The organism is Synechococcus sp. CCAP 1479/9, assembly GCF_019038535.1.
Classification (GTDB): Bacteria; Cyanobacteriota; Cyanobacteriia; order PCC-6307; family Cyanobiaceae; genus Cyanobium.
On record NZ_JAFKRK010000005.1, the window covers coordinates 15638 to 33691 of the forward strand.

At 68.6% G+C, this 18054-nt stretch carries 17 protein-coding genes; 8 read left to right on the forward strand and 9 right to left on the reverse strand.

The features are described from left to right. Positions 1-44: 44 nt before the first annotated feature. Both nth and rseP read right to left on the reverse strand, forming a co-directional pair. A complete protein-coding gene (nth, locus tag KUG38_RS01600; RefSeq protein ID WP_216918749.1) occupies positions 45-692 on the reverse strand; it encodes an endonuclease III in 648 nt (215 codons plus the stop codon). Between the two features lies 1 nt (position 693). Continuing rightward, positions 694-1782 (reverse strand): RIP metalloprotease RseP, encoded by a 1089-nt coding sequence (gene rseP, locus KUG38_RS01605; RefSeq protein WP_216918750.1) that lies wholly within the window; start codon positions 1780-1782, stop codon positions 694-696. A gap of 113 nt (positions 1783-1895) precedes the next feature. Between rseP and KUG38_RS01610 the strand changes: the two genes are divergently transcribed. The 6 genes from KUG38_RS01610 (at position 1896) to KUG38_RS01635 (ending at position 8631) form a co-directional block, all read left to right on the forward strand. Next, positions 1896-2351 (forward strand): PilZ domain-containing protein, encoded by a 456-nt coding sequence (locus KUG38_RS01610; RefSeq protein ID WP_216918751.1) that lies wholly within the window; start codon positions 1896-1898, stop codon positions 2349-2351. An 84-nt stretch (positions 2352-2435) separates the two neighbouring features. After that, on the forward strand, positions 2436-5162 hold the full coding sequence (locus KUG38_RS01615) for a type IV pilus modification PilV family protein (protein ID WP_216918752.1): 2727 nt from the start codon (positions 2436-2438) through the stop codon (positions 5160-5162). Continuing rightward, positions 5162-5791, forward strand: coding sequence for a hypothetical protein (locus KUG38_RS01620; protein ID WP_216918753.1), 630 nt, complete (start codon positions 5162-5164; stop codon positions 5789-5791). Before KUG38_RS01615 ends, KUG38_RS01620 begins: the two co-directional genes overlap by 1 nt. Continuing rightward, complete coding sequence (locus tag KUG38_RS01625; protein ID WP_216918754.1) at positions 5788-6393, forward strand: type IV pilin protein; 606 nt, start codon at positions 5788-5790, stop codon at positions 6391-6393. Before KUG38_RS01620 ends, KUG38_RS01625 begins: the two co-directional genes overlap by 4 nt. Before the next feature lies 1 nt (position 6394). After that, positions 6395-7027 (forward strand): prepilin-type N-terminal cleavage/methylation domain-containing protein, encoded by a 633-nt coding sequence (locus KUG38_RS01630; protein WP_216918755.1) that lies wholly within the window; start codon positions 6395-6397, stop codon positions 7025-7027. A gap of 11 nt (positions 7028-7038) precedes the next feature. Beyond that, positions 7039-8631: a class I SAM-dependent methyltransferase gene (locus KUG38_RS01635; protein WP_216918756.1), complete on the forward strand. Its 1593-nt coding sequence runs from the start codon at positions 7039-7041 to the stop codon at positions 8629-8631. Here the strand turns inward: KUG38_RS01635 and serS are convergent. The 7 genes from serS to KUG38_RS01670 form a co-directional block, all read right to left on the reverse strand. Continuing rightward, the gene (gene serS / locus KUG38_RS01640; RefSeq protein ID WP_216918757.1) at positions 8579-9904 is read right to left on the reverse strand and encodes a serine--tRNA ligase; all 1326 of its coding nucleotides are present in this window, start codon (positions 9902-9904) and stop codon (positions 8579-8581) included. The genes KUG38_RS01635 and serS overlap by 53 nt on opposite strands. Positions 9905-9931: 27 nt before the next feature. Next, positions 9932-10483, reverse strand: coding sequence for a hypothetical protein (locus KUG38_RS01645; RefSeq protein WP_216918758.1), 552 nt, complete (start codon positions 10481-10483; stop codon positions 9932-9934). A gap of 11 nt (positions 10484-10494) precedes the next feature. Continuing rightward, positions 10495-11040 carry a PulJ/GspJ family protein gene (locus KUG38_RS01650; protein WP_216918759.1) on the reverse strand — a complete coding sequence of 182 codons (546 nt, stop codon included), beginning with the start codon at positions 11038-11040 and terminating at the stop codon, positions 10495-10497. Between the two features lie 4 nt (positions 11041-11044). Further along, complete coding sequence (locus tag KUG38_RS01655) at positions 11045-11635, reverse strand: pilus assembly FimT family protein (RefSeq protein ID WP_216918760.1); 591 nt, start codon at positions 11633-11635, stop codon at positions 11045-11047. Continuing rightward, positions 11635-12255: a type IV pilus modification PilV family protein gene (locus KUG38_RS01660; protein ID WP_216918761.1), complete on the reverse strand. Its 621-nt coding sequence runs from the start codon at positions 12253-12255 to the stop codon at positions 11635-11637. Before KUG38_RS01660 ends, KUG38_RS01655 begins: the two co-directional genes overlap by 1 nt. Before the next feature lie 6 nt (positions 12256-12261). Further along, positions 12262-13872, reverse strand: coding sequence for a hypothetical protein (locus KUG38_RS01665; RefSeq protein ID WP_216918762.1), 1611 nt, complete (start codon positions 13870-13872; stop codon positions 12262-12264). A 200-nt stretch (positions 13873-14072) separates the two neighbouring features. Then, complete coding sequence (locus KUG38_RS01670) at positions 14073-14384, reverse strand: NifU family protein (RefSeq protein WP_502988674.1); 312 nt, start codon at positions 14382-14384, stop codon at positions 14073-14075. 119 nt (positions 14385-14503) lie between these two features. Between KUG38_RS01670 and KUG38_RS01675 the strand changes: the two genes are divergently transcribed. Together KUG38_RS01675 and lepA are read left to right on the forward strand one after the other, a co-directional pair. Beyond that, positions 14504-16075: a class I SAM-dependent methyltransferase gene (locus KUG38_RS01675; protein WP_216918763.1), complete on the forward strand. Its 1572-nt coding sequence runs from the start codon at positions 14504-14506 to the stop codon at positions 16073-16075. 76 nt (positions 16076-16151) lie between these two features. Then, positions 16152-17960 carry a translation elongation factor 4 gene (gene lepA / locus KUG38_RS01680; RefSeq protein ID WP_216918764.1) on the forward strand — a complete coding sequence of 603 codons (1809 nt, stop codon included), beginning with the start codon at positions 16152-16154 and terminating at the stop codon, positions 17958-17960. Positions 17961-18054 lie beyond the last annotated feature (94 nt).

Here is an 18054-nt window from a genome sequence, read left to right on the forward strand (position 1 = left end):
CATCGTACCGTCTGGCCCGCCCCGTTCACCCAGGCCGACCCTGGTCAGGGGCCCGGGTGACTGGGGCAGAGGTCCGCCAGGCCGCAGCCGGCGCAGCGGGGCTTGCGGGCCACGCAGACGGCCCGGCCATGGAAGATCAGCCGGATCGAGAGGGTCTCCCACTCCGGCCGCGGCACCAGCTTCATCAGGTCGGGCTCGATCTTCTTCGGGTCGCTGTGGCGGGTGAGGCCCAGGCGGTTGGCCAGCCGCTTCACGTGGGTGTCGACGGTGACGCCGGCGTTGATGCCGAAGGCGTGGGCCAGCACCACGTTGGCGGTCTTGCGGGCCACCCCCGGCAGGGGCAGCAGCTCCTCCATCGATGCCGGCACCTCCCCGCCGTGGCGTTCCATCAGCAGGCGGGAGGCGGCCACGATGTGCTTCGCCTTGTTGCGGTAGAAGCCGGTCGACTGCACGTAGGGCTCCACGGCGTCGCTTTCGACGGCGGCGGCCGCCGCCGCATCGGGGAAGCGCGCGAACAGGGCCGGGGTCACCTTGTTGACCCGCTCATCGGTGCACTGGGCCGAGAGCATGGTGGCCACCAGCAGCTCGTACGGGGTGCGCCAGTCGAGGGAGCAGGTGGCCTCCGGATAGAGGACGCCGAGCCGCTCGAGGATCAGGGGTGCCCGGGTGCGGGGGCTTGGGAAGCGGGGCACCTCAGCGGCTGAGCAGCTGCTGGATGGCGGGCAGCTGGCTGGTGTCCTTGACGATCAGCACCAGGGAGAGGCCCACCAGGAAGACGAAGCCCGACTGCATGAAGGCCATCTGGTAGCGGTCGGCCAGGGGCCGGCCCCGCACCCCCTCCAGCAGCAGCAGGGCGAATTGGCCGCCGTCCAGCAGGGGCAGGGGCAGGGCGTTGAGCACCGCCAGGTTGATCGAGATCAGGGCGGTGAACAGAAACAGGCTGCTGCCACCCTGGCTGGCCAGGGAGGCCCCCATCTCGACGATCTTCACCGGCCCCGACACCTGGGGTGCGGTTTCGCCGAAGTGGGTGAGCAGGGTGCCGAAGCCCTCCACGGTGCGGCGGGTGAGCGCCAGGAAGTCGTGGTTGGCCTGCTGGATCGGCTCCAGCGGGGATGTCGCCGGGCGGAAGGACTCGGTGCCGTTCGGCTGCAGCTGGGCGCCGATGCGGCCGATGCCGTCGCTGTCGGAGGGCGTGAGGGGCAGCTGCAGGAGGGAGCCGTTGCGGTCGGCCTGCAGGCGCAGGGTGCGGCCGGGGGCGTCCTTGATGCGCTCCACGAGAGCCATCACCGCGTCCTGGCCGCCGGCCAGGGGAGTGCCGTCGACCGCGACGATGCGATCGCCGGGCTGGAGGCCGGAGCCGGCGGCCGCCTGGCCGGGCTGCACGGCGGCCACCACCACACCGGGGGTGGTGCTGAAGCCGGAGGGGATGCCGAGCACCAGCCCCTGGGCCAGCAGCACGCCCCAGGCCAGGAGCAGGTTGGCAATCACGCCGGCGGCGATCACCAGGGCCCGCTGGGGCAGGGGCCGGTTACCCATCAGATCGGGATCGTCGGCGGCGATGGTGCTGTCGTCCTCGTCGTCGGGGAAGGCCACGAAACCGCCCAGGGGGATGGCCCGCAGGGCGAACAGGACGCCGCGCCGCTTCCGCTGGATCAGGGCGGGCCCGAAGCCGATCGAGAACCCGCTGACCCGGATGCCCTGCCAGGTGGCGGCGAAGAAGTGGCCGGCCTCGTGCACCACGATCAGGCCCGCCAGGATCGCCAGCGCCGTCAGTACACCCATTCAGTTTCCCGGCTCCATTGGCCCCATTCTGCGGGAACCGCCATGGCACCGGGACGCTGGCGCCGCCGGAGGGGAGGGATAGCATGCCCTTATCGATGGGCGGGTCTGCCTGCATGGCCGAGCAACAGACCGGTGAACAACCAACCCCTGGGCAACCGACCGCTGGGCAACCAACCCAGGAAGAGGGGCTGGAGGAGCAGGCCAATGGTGAGCTCCAGGAGCTGCGCACCTCGCTGCGCCACGCCCTGCCCGGGGGTGTTTCGGCCAGCATCCGGCTGTCCACGGGCCGCACGGTCTATGTGACGGTGGGCGACGTCAGCCGCACGGGCGCCTGCGTGGTGCGACGGGGATCCCTCGAGGTGACAGCCGACGAGGAGGTGCTGCTCGACATCAGTGACTACGAGCAGCACCAGAGCGTCTCCCTGCCGGCGCGGGTCCAGTGGGTGAACAGCCGCAGCTACAACACCCTGGTCGGGCTGGCGTTCAGCGACGGCCCCCTGCTGCCCGGCACCATGCTCGACCAGTACTTCGACCAGACCCTGCAGACGCGCGGCAACGTCGACGGCTGAGCCCGGGGGGCGAAATCCTTGCCGACCCTTCCCCAGGCCCGTGCTGCCCGCGCTCTCCGTGCTTAGGATTTCCGGATCGGCTGCATGGATGTTCAGCCCACCGTCGGTCCTGCCGTGAACGCCAGATTTCTGCTCCACCTGCTGACCACCGCGCCGAAGCGGCGCCAAGGTCAGGCGGGTTTTTCCATGCTCGCCGGCATCCTGGTGCTGCTGGCCCTGGTGGTCGGCACCGTGGGGCTTTCCAGCCTGGTGGCCGGCAACCTGCTGGGCAGCCGCGAGCAGGGCTCCAGCAGTGAGGCGCGCAGCGCCGCCGAGGCCGGCATCGACGAGATCATCGCCACCTGGAACCAGCCCCAGAACCGCAAGCTGCTGGTCTCGGGCCAGGCGATGAACACCTGGGCCGGCTCGACCACCACCCTCCAGAGCCCCTGCGTCACCACCGACGGCACCGCCACCAGGCCGGGAGGCACCGGCCAGCCCACGACCCAGGCCAAGAGCTTCGGTGACGGTGAATTCCGCGATGTCGACAACCCGACCGCGGTCAACAGCGGCAATCGCCAGTTCGCCCTGGTGCGCGTCATCTACTCGGCGGGGCCCTCCGGCAATACGAACCGCCGGGCGATTTCGGTGGCCTCCACCAAGACCGGCGGGGTGACCAATGTGGGACCAAGCTTCACCGGCAACTTCAGCGATCTGATCAACCTTGACGACCCCGACGGCACCGGCGCTGCCCTGCCGGGGGCCAACGGGGGCTTCATCACCGTCGAGGTTCAGGGCCGGGTGATGCGGGGGGGCACAGCCGTGGCCACCGCCACGGTGACCCGGGAATTCGAGGTGCTGCCCAAGTGCTGCGGGGCCTCCTTCGGCTCCAACGCGGCCACCAACCTGGGCTCCGACAACCGGGCCTGCGGCGTTGAGTTCGGCCTGATCACCGGCATCAACGGCGGCACCCATTTCTCCTACTGGGCCAACGACCGGTTCACCACGGTGAACAAGGCCAATCAGGTGGTGAAGATCACGAGCATGATCGGCATCGTCAACAAAGGCGACACCACCTTCGACCGCGCCAACTGGCGGGTGTCGCCGAACAGCAAATCGGTGAACAGCACCGCGCTCGGCACCCCCAACGACGCCAGCTGGTGGGGCAACATCAACTGCGCCCAGTGCGGCAGCGCCAGCGACAAGCTGGGCCGCAGCATCTCCGGCATTCCCATCATCCCCGGCACCATCGCCCTGCCGACCATCGGCAGCGAAACGACCGCCGGCAACTACTACTACACCTGGAGCCCTAATGGCTGGGCGGCCGCCACGATCGCCAGCAGCTACAACATCCCAGGCAGTGCCCTGACCAACACGTCAACCACGACGGCCACTGTCGCGACCGATGTGTTCAACCCCAATCCGCTCATGCGGCTGCAGAGCACGAGTGGCACTTGGCGATTCACCTTCCGCACCAACACTCCCACCACCCCCACGGCTGTCAATCGCCCCAGGGTGGAGGTCTGCACCCTCGCCACGTGCACCAGCACCTCCTGGGAGAATGTGTCGGATGATCGCATCGCCGATAACTTCAATTCGGGCGACTATTCCGGCAACAGCGGTAACACCAATGTGACGCCCGCCACTGCCCAGTGGCTGCACCCTTCCACCAGTGCGGTGCTGGGCCCCTGGGTGGAGGTGGACCCGGTGGGAGCCTCCCAGAGCACCACGGCCGGCAAGGTGGGAATCGCCGCGGCCACCGATTTCGGCGCCTCCAGCAAGGCGCTGCGCTTCGGAAGCGTCGATGGCACCATCACGGCGATCAACACCGTAAGCGTTCGCCGCGGCATCAACCTCACCGGGTTCGAGACCTCAGGTCCGCGGCTGAAATTCCAGGCCAGGGCCTTCAACTTCGATGCGGCTGACATTGTCAGCGTTCAGGCCTCCAGCAACGATTCCACCTGGGTCACGATCGGCACCATCACCACCGCCAGCGCCAATACGGCCCGGACCTACATCACGGATCCGATTCCGTCGGCCAACGTGGGTGCCAACACCCGCATCCGCTTCGTGAATACCACGGCACTCGAGCCCAATGAAACGGTCACCATCGATAACGTGCAGCTGGCCCCCCGGGGCGGGGTGAACAGCTTCTGCGAGTACACCGCCACCTCCCCCCAGACCGTCCTGCCTGGGTTCCACTGCGTCGGTCCGATCATCGATCTCGACAGCGGCGGCGGCGTGAGGATGGACACCACCGGTGGGCCGATCTCCTTCTATTACAGCCAGACCGGTGACATCCGGGGTTCCACGTTCGCCGATCCTCTGATGTCCGCGAGCGACACGGCCACGATCCAGCATTTCCGCTGCGCCACCCTCTCCGACAACTGCACCACAGAGATTCCCGATTCCGATCCCTATTCGGATGTGGGCGTTCCCGATCGCCTCAACTTCTTCGGACGCGACAACGGCTCCCTGAGCGGTACGCCCGGCCAGCAATTCATCACCATGGCCGCCGCCGGATCGGGCACCGGCAAGATTTCGCGGGCCTGGTTCTACTTCCCGTGGGGCAACCTGCGGCTGATCTCCGATGGCTGCTCCACCGGTGTTGATCCCCCGGGCTTCGCCACCGATCCCAACAACTGGAGCATCAACGGCAGGATCTGGGTGAGCAGCTTCCGGCCCTGCGGCGCCTTCCACTTCCGGATTCCGCCGTCCTCCTCGGTGGGCCTCTCGGCGGCCTTCTCCACCGGTTTCAACCCCGACTACGTCCAGTGGACCGGCGTTGACTGGGTGGCGCGTGCCGTGTCCTCCTCCCGCAACTACCAGTGATGGCCTCCCCGGCGCGCCACGGAACCTCCAGGCTGTGGGCCCGCCAGCCACGGGTCTGGAGGGCCGGCGGGTTCACGATCGTCGAACCCCTGGTGCTGGTGATCCTGCTCTCGATCGTCGTTTCCGGCACGGCGGTGGTCCTCACCAGCGTCAACCGGTCGTCGGCGGAAGCCCGCCGGGTGGTGACGATGGATCAGGAGATTGATTCCAGCATCGCCCAGATCAAGCAGCTCAGCGGTCGGCTCACCTGCTGCACCTCCGTCTGCACCGTGACACCGCCCACCACGTTCGGTACCACCTCGAACTGCGCCACCAACAATCCGCTCGATTCCCGCTACTTCTATCCCCAGCGGGACGACCCCGCCACCACCGCCACCATCGTCGGCACCAGTCCGGCCACCTCCGATGAGCGGGCCGCCGTCGACCAGCTCTGCGCCAGCGGGGCCTTCCTGAACCCCCTGGTGACGGCGATCAATGACCCGATCGTGATCCCCCGACCCACCGGGGTAACCCTGACCCCCGCCGTCCAGGCCAACAGAACCATCCGCGTCACCTTCTTCGACACGGTCAATTCCCGGGTGACCCGGGTGGCCAACATCACCCCGCCGATGGCCCGCTGGTGTCCATGAGAGCGCACCTGCCGAAGGCACCCGTCGCTGGCCTCGTCCGTGGCTTCACGGTGGTGGAGCTGATGGTGACGGTGGCCATCATCGGTGTGGTCAGTTCTGTGCTGTTCACCGTCTCCCAGGACAGCTGGCGCCGCGAGCGCGCCAACGCCGCCACGGTGGAGCTCGCCGCCTGGCTGGATCTGATTTCCCGCTCCCCTGAACAGAACGGCGTCAGCTGCCAGGTGACCGTGACCACGGGCACCCTGGCGCCCGGTGCGGTGCTGGCCTCCGTCACCCCCACCAACTGCGCCACCGAGGCCGACGTGCGGCTGCCGGGCATCAACACCAACCTGAACTACCAGGTGGCCGCGTCGGTGGCGACGACGGTGACCTCGACGGGCACCCTGCAGTGGTGGTTCACCCCCCGGGGGGCGATCAGCACCACCGCACCTGGCGTCAATGCCGGCAGCGCCGCCACCGACATCAGCGTGCGCATCAGCGTGGCCGGCCAGGTGCCGGTGCGCTGCGTGCGGCTCTCTGGCACCCTCGGCCTGCAGCGCATGGGCCGCAACAACGCCACCGGCAACCCCAACACCGACTGCACCGACTGGAGCGTCCGTTGACATGAACCGAACCCGTCTACGTCCCCTGCGCCCCTCGGGCTTCACCCTGGTGGAGCTGCTGATCGGCGCGGTCCTGGGGGGAGTCGCCGTGGCCGCCGCCGCCTCGGTGATCGTCTCGCACCTGAATTCCACCAATGCCACGATCTGGTCGGTGCAGCTGCAGCGGGATCTCAGCAAGTTCAACTACCTGCTCAATTCCGAGGCCGTCGAGGCCTGCCGGGTGCAGTCCGGCACGCCTCCCGCCAACGACACCGTCTGCGTGCCCGGCACCTTCGCCACCCCGATCAGCTGTGCCACGGTCACCGGCCCGGCCACCAACTTCAACCTGCTGGTGCCCCTGGATGTGGCCAACGCCGACCCGGTGGAGCGGGTGATCACCTACCGCTTCGATGCCGGCACCGGCCGGGTGCTCCGGGATGGCCCGCGCATCCTCACCAGCGGCCGGCTCGATCCCACCGTCGCCAGCAACCAGAACAACGCCGTGGTGCTCGATGGCGTCACCGCCTTCACCCCCACCGTCTCGGCCGACTGCCGCTCGGCGACGATCGACGTCACCCTGGCGGTGCCCACCTACGCCATCACCCGGACCCAGCAGATTCGCGTGGCCGCCGGCGCCGATCACTACATCCGCTAGCGCGAGCCCCCATGCACTGGGATCGCGGCTACTACTCGCAATCCACCTACACCTGCGGCACCTACCGGGAACTGGCCCCGAACTGGCTGGATTTCGCCTCCCTCGTCAAGGGGCACACGCCGCCGCGGCCGCGGGAAGGCAGCCCGTTCTCCTACCTCGAGCTCGGCAGCGGCATGGGTTTCGGCCTCGCCTTGCTGGCGGCCAACTACCCCGAAGGATCGTTCGTCGGCGTCGATTTCCACCCCGAGCACATCAGCCATTCCGAGTGGCTCGTGGCCCAGCTGGGCCTCACCAACATCCGCTTTCTCGAGGCGGATTTCGTGGCCCTGCAGCGGGATCCCTCGCCGCTCGGCTGGCTGCCCGGGCACACCGGCCCCTACCACTACGTCACCGCCCACGGCATCGCCACCTGGATCGGCGAATCGGTGCAGGAGGCCCTGCTGGAGCTGGCGTCCCTGGCCCTGAGGCCCGGGGGGCTGTTCTACTGCTCCTACAACACCCATCCGGGCTGGCTGGCCCGCTCGGCCTTCCAGAAGCTCTACGCCCTCGAATCGGGCCGCAGCGACCCCAGCCAACCCCTGGCGACGATCCAACGAACCGTCGCCAGCCTGCGGCGGCTGATCGGAACCGTGGACGCGCCCACGCCCCTGGGCAGCGCCTTCCCCTCCCTGGATGGGGAGCTGGCCTGGATCAGCCAGGACAATCCCGACTACCTCTGCGGTGAGTACGGCTGCGAAGGCTGGGAGCCCCTCTATGTGGCCGACATGCACCGGCGCTGCAGCCGCCACAAGCTGCGCCATCTCGGCAGCGCCACCCTGCCGGAACTGTTCGACGAGCTGCTGGCCCCCTCCCTGAAGGAGGCGGTGCTCGAGGAGGAGAACCCCCTGATCCGCCAGACCCTGATCGATCTGGCGACCAACAAGGCCTTCCGCCGCGATCTGTTCGTCAAGGGGGCCCTCCCCTTCACCCGGATTCAGGCCGAGGAGCGGCTGGCGACGCTGGCGGTGCAGCGGCTCGAGAGCCCGCCTGCGGAGGCCGGCGATCCGAAGGACGACGAACCGTATCTGTTCACCACCACCTTCGGTCAGGTGGTCGGCGATCCGAAGGTCTATGGACCGATCGAAGCGGCTGTCCAGGACCAGCCGCGCACCCTGGCCGAGCTGGGGGCCCTCAGCGACAAGCCGCCCGAAGGGGTGATGCTGATCGTGTCGATGCTGCTCCACGTCAACCGGATCGGTCTCGATCGCGGCGACGCCGGTGAGGCGGCGGCCCCCGAGGCCCAGCGCGTCAACGCCGCCCTGTTCCAGCTGATCGAGCAGGGCCGCTCCTACGCCTCCATCCTTGTGCCCCGCCTGGGGGCGGTGACCTCCATCTCCCCGGTGGAGGTGCTGATCCACCGGGCCCTCTCGGAGGGCCTGGAGGGGCCGATGCTGGGAACCTGCGTGTTGCTGGGCTTGCAGCAGATGGGCGTGCAGCTGCTGGAGGCCGACAAGACGGTCGTCGAGGACCCCAAGGCCCAGATGCGCTCGATCGAACGCATCACCGCCGACTTCATCGCCCTGCGGCTGCCCCAGCTGCGGCGGCTGGGGGCCCTGCCGGCGTGAGGGCCTCGGCCCCGAAGTAGGGCACCAGCGCCCCGGGCAGCCTGACGCTGCCGTCCGGCTGCTGGCCCGCCTCCAGCAGGGCGGCCATGGTGCGGCCCACGGCCAGGCCGCTGCCGTTGAGCGTGTGGAGCAGGCGGGTGGTCTTGCCGTCGCGGAAGCGGATCGAGGCGCGCCGGGCCTGGAAATCACCGCAGGTGCTGCAGCTGGAGATCTCCCGGTAGGTGCCGGCGCCCGCCAGCCACACCTCCAGGTCGTAGGTGCGGGCGGCGGAGAAGCCCAGATCGCCGGTGCACAGCTCCAGGCGCCGGTAGGGCAGCTCCAGGGCCTCGAGGATCGCCTCCGCATCGAGGGTGAGCTGCTCGTGGGCCGCCTCCGATTCCTCCGGGGCCACGAACCAGTAGAGCTCCACCTTGTTGAACTGGTGCAGGCGGATCAGGCCGCGGGTGTCGCGGCCGTAGGAGCCGGCCTCGCGGCGGAAACAGGGGGTGTAGGCGGCGTACTTCAGCGGCAGCTGCTCGGCGCCCAGCACCTCGCCGCGATGCAGGGACGTGACCGGCACCTCGGCGGTGGGGGTGAGCCAGAGGTCGTCGTCGGCGCAGCGGAAGCTCTCCTCGGCGAACTTGGGCAACTGGCCGGAGCCGGTGAGGCTGGCGGTGTTCACCAGCACCGGCGGCAGCACCTCGGTGTAGCCCCGCTGGCCGTGGCGATCGAGCATGAAGCTGATCAGGGCCCGCTCCAGCCGGGCGCCCTGGCCCAGCAGGGTGACGAAGCGGCTCTGGGCGATGCGAACCGAGCGCTCGGTGTCGACGATGCCGAGCCGTTCGGCGATCTGCCAGTGCTCCTGGAGCTCCTCGTCTCCGGCGGCAACGCGCGGTGTGCCCCAGCGCTTCACCTCCACGTTGTCGGCCTCGCTGCGGCCGCTGGGGCAGAGGGGCGAGGGCAGGTTGGGCAGCACCATCAGCTGCTCCAGCAGCTGGGTCTCGATCCCCTTCTCCTGCTCCTCCAGCTCCCCCACCTGGCGCTTGATCCGGTTGCCCTGCTCCCGCAGCTCCTTCACCTCCTCGCCGCCCGGGGCGGCGCCGGCCCGGATCCGCTCGCCCACCTCCTTGCCGATGCGGTTCCCCTCCGCCTGCAGCTCACTGCGCCGCTGCTCCAGGTCGCGGGACTCCAGGGCCAGCTGGCGCAGGCCTGAAAGGTCGGTGGCCATGCCGCGCCGCGCCAGGGGGCCGGTGATCAGCGTCGGGTCGTTGCGCAGCAGGCGCTGATCCAGCACGGGAGAGCCAATCGTCTTGGGGGCAGCCTACGGACCGGAGGTTCCTTCCAGCACCTGACGATCGCAGCGGCTGTAGGCCTCGGCGGCGGTGGGCAGCAGATCCATGCCATTGCGGATCTCCGGCGGCAGCAGCCGTTCCAGCTCCGCCACCGCCGCGTCGTAGGCCTGCTGGGCCTCGCGGTACGCCTCGCTGCCGGGGGCGTGGTGCTTCTGGGCCACCATCCAGGGCTTGGCGGCGTTGGTGAGCCTGGCCGAAGCGGCCTGCACATCCTCCTGGTGCACCCGGCAGTAGCGGTAGCGATCGATCGGCGCCGGGGCCGGCGGCGGCGCCACCACCGGCGGGCCGGATGGGGCTGGTGGTTTGTCGTGGTCCCGGAGCGCGGCGGCCAGGCAGTCGGCGTTTCGCCGCAGCGCCTCCTCGGGGGTGGCGGCGCTCTCGGCCTCACCGCGGCAGGCGGTCCGCTGGCTCTCGCTCACCTCCACCGTGGGCCGCCGGCACCCCGGCAGCAGCAGCAGCAGCGGCAGCAACAGGAACGGCAGCAGGAGCGCCGGCCGCGGGGCCGGGGGGCGGGCACGCATGGGGGCGGCGGTCAGGGGAAGCTGGAGGTGCGCGAGCGACTGGAACTCGACAGCCCAGTGAACGACGCCCCCAGGCCGTCGCTGAGGGCCAGGGTGTAGGCCGGTTCGCGGCTGTTGTTGAGGGTGGGCGCGAAGGCGTCGACGTTGGTGAGCAGCACCGAGGACACGTTGGCCGTGCCGCCCGTGAGGTTGAGGGTGCCGTTGTCGTTGATGGGCGGGCCCGTCCGGGTCATGGTCCGGGTGCCGCCGTTGTAGGCGTAGGTGATCGTCTGTCCCCCCGCCAGGGTGAGGGTGAGGGACGTGCCGGGGACGGCCGTGGCCGAGGCCGATTCGGTGATCTCGCTGTCCAGCAGGTGGTTGATGCGGCCCCAGTGGTCCTGCAGCCGCCGCAGCGATTCCTGCTGGGAGGACACCCGGATCTGGGTCACCATCACGTTGCTGCCGGTGGCGAAGATCACGCCCATGATCACGGAGGTGATCAGCAGTTCGACCATGGTGAAGCCCCGGTGCCGGGGGCGCCGCCGCTGGTGCTGAAGGTGGGAGATGGGGTGGTTCATGGCGTCAGAGGGTGCCTCCATAGCTGCTGTCCGGGCAGGTGCCGCCGCTGGAATTGCTGGCGCCCACACTGATCAGGCCGAGGCCTTCGGAGATGCGTACGCAGCGCATCGGCCCGTCGCTGCCCGCCAGGGAGATCTGGATCACCACCGGGCCGTTGAGCTGGGTGTCGGCGGCCGCGGCATTGACCGTGCCGCGGGGGGTGAACTTGAAGCTGGTGGTGCCGCCCGGGGCGATCGTGTAGGTGGAGGAGCCGAGGGTTTCGCTGATCTGCATCGGCTGGCCGGTGAGGCAGTTGTTGGCGATGGTCGGGTTGGCGATGGCCGTGCCGGCGATCAGCTCCGAGGCGCTGGCGAGGATGGCGCCGCCTGTCAGGTTGCCGCCGCTGATGGTCACCTGGCAGGCATTGCCCTTCAGGGAGGTGCGCCGCACCCCCTCCAGCCAGCCCGCCAGTTCGGTGGCCACCGCATTGACCCGCTCGCGCCGCCATTCATTGCCGGAGGCGGTGAGCCCGACGGCGGCGAGGATGCCCACGATCACCACCACCACGACGAGCTCGATCATGGTGAAGCCGGCGTTGGCGGGGTGTTTTTTCATCAGGGGCACCAGGCGACGGTGGTGGGCACGAGCGTGACCCGGCGCAGCAGTTCGCCGCTGCTGCTGTTCGTGTAGGTGATCGTGTAGCGGTGAAGGTTGCGCACCACGTTGGTGCCGAATTCGGTGACGGTCTGCTGCCCCTGGTTGGCGCTGTCGATGCTGTAGGTGATCCCGGCCGCCGTGAGGGTCGAGGGGGTGGCGCCGATGTCAGCCACCAGCTGGGTGATCAGGCTGGTGGAGTTGCACAGGGCCTCGAAGAGCTGGCCGGCGCTGCTGTTGCCGTTGGCGGCTGTGGACGTGGGCGGCGGGAAGAAATCGTTCTTGGAGAGCTCCACACTGCCGAGGCTGGTGCAGGTGCCGGTGCTGCAGGTGTAGCGATCGTTCAGCCGCCGCACCCGGGCCAGATCGGTGTCCACCAGGGCCTGCTGGCGGTAGCGCGTCTCCGCCGCCGCCGAGGAACGGTTCGACTCCACGAACAGCACCGAGGTGCCGGTGAGGGCCAGTACCAGCAGCACCGACGACACCATCAGTTCCACCAGGGAGAAGCCACCGGCGCCGCGGCTGCGGCGGGGCGGGGGGAGGGGGGTGGCATTGAAGGCAGCGGGATGGAGGGGTTTCACGGTGGCTCAGGAGTAGGTGAGACGTCTGACGGCCCTGGTGACGTAATCGATCGCAAAGGATTCGTAGAGGGAATCGTCGCCGCCGCAGAACTTCATCAGCCCGCAGACGCTCTCCAGATCGGTCGGGGAGATCGTGACGGTGATGTTGCCGTTGGCCCGGAAATCGTTGGTCCAGATCACCCCCTTGAAGTCCGGGGTGCCGCCCATCTCGATGCTGCCGAGGGGGAAGTAGAGGAACATGCTCTGGGAGGCGCCGTTGCCGTTGCCGAGATCCAGGTACTGGGCCCCGCAGGGGGCGGGCGCGCCGGGGCGGCAGCCGAACAGGGCCAGGTCGGCGGCGCGGGGGGCGCCCTGGGTGCTGGTGGAGCAGGTGATGGCCCCGGCGTCCGAGTCGCACTGGAAGATGCCGGAGGAGCCGTTCCCCCGGCTGACGCTTTTCTGCCCACTGGTGGAGGCGTTGGGGAAGTGCAGCCGCACCGGGATCGTGCTGGCGGCGGTGCTGCCGCTGGTGTCGAAGAACAGTTCGACGTTGTTGCCCGTGCTGAGCCGGTTGAGGCTGCAGGAGATGGTCTGGAACGTGCCGGGGGGTGAGGCGCCGCCGTTCTCGTCCTCGCGGGTGCAGAGCGTGTTCCAGGGGGCGGGCCAGCTGGCGAAGTCGCGGCTGGCCAGGGTCAGGTCGCTGCTCACGGTCACGTTGCAGCTGGCCGGTGGCGAGGTGCTGCGGCAGGTGGCGTTGGCGGTGGGCAGGGGCGGAGGCAGGTTGACGTCCACCACGTTGACGCTGGTGTGGGCCAGGCCGTCGACGCAGCCCCCGGCAAAGGACGCAATGCAGGTGACCGGATCGACGTTGAGGTTGTAGGCGCCGCCGGAGATCACCAGATCGCCGGTGTTGTCGTCGGCGGCGCCGGCCACGAAGCCGAAGCCCGGGGCCAGGGTGCAGCGGCGGATGTCGTTGCCGAAGCTGTTCCCCAGGCCGCGCAGGCTGCGGTCGAGGCACTTGGGCACCACCTCCAGGGTCTGCTGCAGGGTGCTGGCGGCCACGACGGAGCCGCCGCGCAGGGCGAAGCCGCGCACGGTGAGGGTGAGCTCGCCGGCGGTGGGGGGCACGGCGGCGACCCCGGTCATGGGGTTGGCCAGGGTGCCCTGGCGCACGCTGGCGGCGGTGGCGGCGGAGCAGTCCACATCCACCAGCCGCCAGCGCTGCTGGGAGCCGTCGCCGACGTTGATCGTCTGGGCGGTGGGTAGGGCGCCGGCGGTGGGGAAGGTGGCGCCCACGTTGGCGAAGGCCCGGCCATCCGGCACCTTGACGGCGTTGTTGACGGCGATGGCGGCGGGCGTGGACGTCTCGAGCAGGCAGGCGTTGACCAGCAGCTGGCGGTTGCGGTGGCGGTTCAGCTCACTCACCACCGCCGTCATGCCGATGTCGGCGGCGGCCCGGGCATCCCGGGCCTGGCTCTGGTACGCCGAGGCCAGCTCCGCCATGGAGGAGCGCTTCGCCATGGCCAGCCCCCCGAGGAGCACGGCCATGATGATCAGGAAGCAGGCCACCATGAAGCCCCTGGCATCGCGGGACCTGCGGGAGCCCGCCAGCGTCAGCAGCAGCAGCCGACCAGTCATCGCTCCAGGCCTCCTCCGACGTGGACAGGAACCCCATTCGCTGCAGCACTTCTGCTGCCCCTTCAACGTACGACCGGACCGCCCGATGAGCTTGAGAAGCGTGAAGCAATCGGCTGGGGGGATCGGAAGAGAACGCTGACAACCGACCATGAAAAAAGCCCCCCGGATGGGGGGCGATTCCGGGTTCATTCCGGCAGGGTTCAGAGCACCTGCACCACTTCGTTCACTTCGGGGATCGCCTCGCGCAGCTTGCGCTCGATGCCCATCTTCAGGGTCATGGTGCTGCTGGGGCAGGAACCGCAGGCGCCCTGCAGACGCACCTTCACCACCGGGCCGTCGATCTCGACGATCTCGACGTTGCCGCCATCGGCCATCAGGTAGGGGCGCAGCTCGTCGAGCACCCGCTCCACGTTCTCGATCGTCAGGGCGCGGGGGTCGCTCTCCACGGCGGGCGCCACGGCGTCGGCGGTCTCGGGGCTGGCGGTCTCGGGGCTGGCGGTTTCGGTGGTCATGGCTCGGTTACGCACTGAAACGAGCTTAGGCGCCGTCTCCGTGGGGCCGACGAACCCTGCGCCAGGTGGCAGGCCCCGGTTCCTGAGGCATCCTGCGCTCACTGCACCGCAACGCCGGGATGGACCCCACCCCCGCCTATCCCATCGAGAAGACCTACGAGGCTTTCCTGCACCGGGAGCTTTCGGTGTCCTGGCTCGTGCTGGCCACGCTGATGGGGGGACGCCACAGGATCGATCCGGGCCTGATCGGCAGAGGCTTCCAGTACCTCGATTTCGGTTGCGGCCACGGGCTGAACCTGCTGTTCAACGCGGCCGCCCACCCCGAGGCCAGCTTCTACGGCGTGGACCTGAACCCGACCCATATCGCCGCTGCCACCACCAAGGCTCAGGAGCTGGGCCTCACCAACGCGCATTTCGCCCTGGCGGATCTGACGGCCTTTGCCGGCGGCCTGCCCAGCAGAGGCCCCTGCCGGGACTGGCCCGAGTCCTACGACGTCGTGGTCGCCCATGGGGTGGCGAGCTGGGTGGGGGCGGAGGTGAGAACGGCTCTGATCGCCGCGGCGAGCGAACTGCTGCGGCCCGGTGGGATCTTCTACTGCTCCTACAACACCTACCCGGGCTGGCTGTCGCGTAGCACCCTGCAGATGCTGAGCGTGGAGGAATCGCTGCGGGCGGGGGGCAGCACCTCCCTGGCCGGTATTCGCAAGTCGGCTGAGACGCTGAGCCGACTCACCGGCACGGAGGACCAGGACTGGCCCCTCGGCCAGGAGCTGCCGGGACTCAGGACCCTGGCCGCCCGTCTGGAGCCGATGCCGGAGGGCTATCTGGTGGGTGAATTCCAGCCGGCCCACCAACCCTTGTATGTGGGCCCGATGCACCGGCTCTGCGGTGCCCATGGCCTCACCTACATCGGTTCGGCGACCTTGCCGGAGATGTTTCCGGAGCTGCTGGATCCCCAGAGGGGCTCCCAGGTGATGGAGGCTGTCGATCTACCGATGCGGGAGGTGCTGCAGGATCTGGCCATCAATCAGACGTTCCGGCGCGATCTGTTCGGCAAGGGCCCCTGCCCCCCCACGCGGCAATGGCGCCGCCAGGCCATGACAGATCTGCTGCTCCATTTGGGTGTCGCAGCGGACGATGACGCCGAAGCGTTCCCCACGAGTCTCGGTCTCCTGGCCATTGAGCCCGAGTTCATGCGGGCCTTGAAGGGCGCCCTCGCTGATGGTCCCCAGAGTGTGGGGTGGATCCTGGATCAATCCGCACTGGAGCCGCAGGACCTCCTGATGCGGCTCTCGATACTGATCGGCGCGGGGGTGATTGGCGCGGGTTTCTGCCGTGAGGACGGAGCTGATGGGCTGAAGCACTCGATCGCCGCTTTCAATCAGCGCTGCCTCGACCAGATCACGGCGGGCGAGGAGATCGGTGCCCTGCTCTCCCCTGTCCTGCACCAGCCGGTCACCATCAGCCCGCTGGAGTCGTTCTTCCTGCAGGTGGCCGATTCGGGCCTGCCTCCGGAGGGGGTGGCCCAGATGGTGTGGATGGGCATCACCATGGCGGGCGGCAGTGTGAAGGATCCCGAGGGGCAGCCGATCGAGGACCCCGACCAGGCCCTGGGCCAGCTCCAGGAGTTCTGGGACTCCTTTGCCTCAGGGCGCCTGCCGGTGCTGCGGCGCCTCGGCATCGGCGCCTGATCGCCGCCGAGGGCCCCCGGGGGCTCTGCCTAGGATCGGACCCTTGTTCCCTTCGCGGCTGAGCCTCCGGGCGCCCATGACCGACGTTCCCGCCCAGCGGATCCGTAACTTCTGCATCATCGCCCACATCGACCACGGGAAATCAACCCTGGCCGACCGCCTGCTGCAGGACACCGGCACCGTGGCCGCCCGGGATATGCAGGCCCAGTTCCTGGACAACATGGAGCTGGAGCGGGAGCGGGGCATCACGATCAAGCTCCAGGCCGCCCGCATGGAGTACAAGGCCGCCGACGGCCAGACCTACATCCTCAACCTGATCGACACGCCGGGCCACGTCGATTTCTCCTACGAGGTGAGCCGCAGCCTGCTGGCCTGCGAGGGCGCCCTGCTGGTGGTGGATGCCAGCCAGGGGGTGGAGGCCCAGACCCTGGCCAACGTGTACCTGGCGCTGGAGAACGATCTGGAGATCATCCCGGTGCTCAACAAGATCGACCTGCCCGGGGCCGACCCCGATCGGATCAAGGCGGAGATCGAGGCGATCATCGGCCTCGACACCTCCACGGCCATCAACTGCTCCGCCAAGACCGGCCTGGGGGTGCCGGAGATCCTGCAGGCGGTGGTGGATCGGGTTCCGGCGCCGCCCGACCAGGCGGATGAACCGCTGCGGGCCCTGATCTTCGACTCCTACTACGACCCCTACCGGGGTGTGATCGTCTACTTCCGGGTGATCAGCGGTGTGATCGCCCGCAAGGACAAGGTGCTGCTGATGGCCAGCGGCAAGGTGGTGGAACTCGACGAGGTGGGGGTGATGGCGCCGGACCAGCGCCAGGTGGACAGCCTCCATGCGGGCGAGGTGGGCTACCTGGCCGCCTCGATCAAGGCGGTGGCCGATGCCCGCGTCGGCGACACGATCACCCTGGCGGCCAACCCGGCGTCCGAGCCGCTGCCCGGCTACGCCGAGGCCACACCGATGGTGTTCTGCGGCCTGTTCCCCACCGATGCCGATCAATACCCCGACCTGCGGGAGGCCCTCGACAAGCTGCAGCTCTCCGATGCGGCGCTGCAGTACGAGCCGGAGACCAGCAGCGCCATGGGCTTCGGCTTCCGCTGCGGCTTCCTGGGCCTGCTGCACATGGAGATCGTGCAGGAGCGGCTGGAACGCGAATACGACCTTGACCTGATCGTCACCGCACCGTCGGTGATCTATCAGGTGATCATGATCGACGGCAGCACCCTGATGGTGGACAACCCCGCCACCCTCCCCGATCCCCAGAAGCGGGAATCGATCGAGGAGCCTTATGTGAAGCTGGAGATCTACACCCCCAATGTGTACAACGGCGCCCTGATGGAGCTGTGCCAGGAGCGGCGTGGTGAGTTCATCGACATGAAGTACATCACCACCGACCGGGTGACGCTGCACTACGAGATGCCGCTGGCGGAAGTGGTGACCGACTTCTTCGATCAGATGAAGAGCCGCACCAAGGGCTACGCCTCGATGGAGTACAGCCTGATCGGCTACCGCCGCAACGAGCTGGTGCGCCTTGACGTGCTGATCAACGGCGAGAAGGCCGATCCCCTCACCACCATCGTCCACCGCGACAAGGCCTACAACGTGGGCAAGAGCCTGGTGGAGAAGCTCAAGGAACTGATCCCCCGTCAGCAGTTCAAGATTCCCATCCAGGCCTCGATCGGCAGCCGCATCATCGCCAGCGAGAGCATCAGCGCCATCCGCAAAGACGTGCTGGCCAAGTGCTACGGCGGCGACATCTCCCGCAAGAAGAAGCTGCTCAAGAAGCAGGCCAAGGGCAAGAAGCGCATGAAGGCCATGGGCCGGGTGGAGGTGCCCCAGGAGGCCTTCATGGCGGTGCTGAAGCTGAATCAGTGAGCCGGCTCTGAAGCGGCGGGCCGGGCCTGAATCGAAAGGCTCCGCACCCTTTCGTGCAGCCCGTGGCCTCACCCTTTTGCAGAGCCAAACGGAT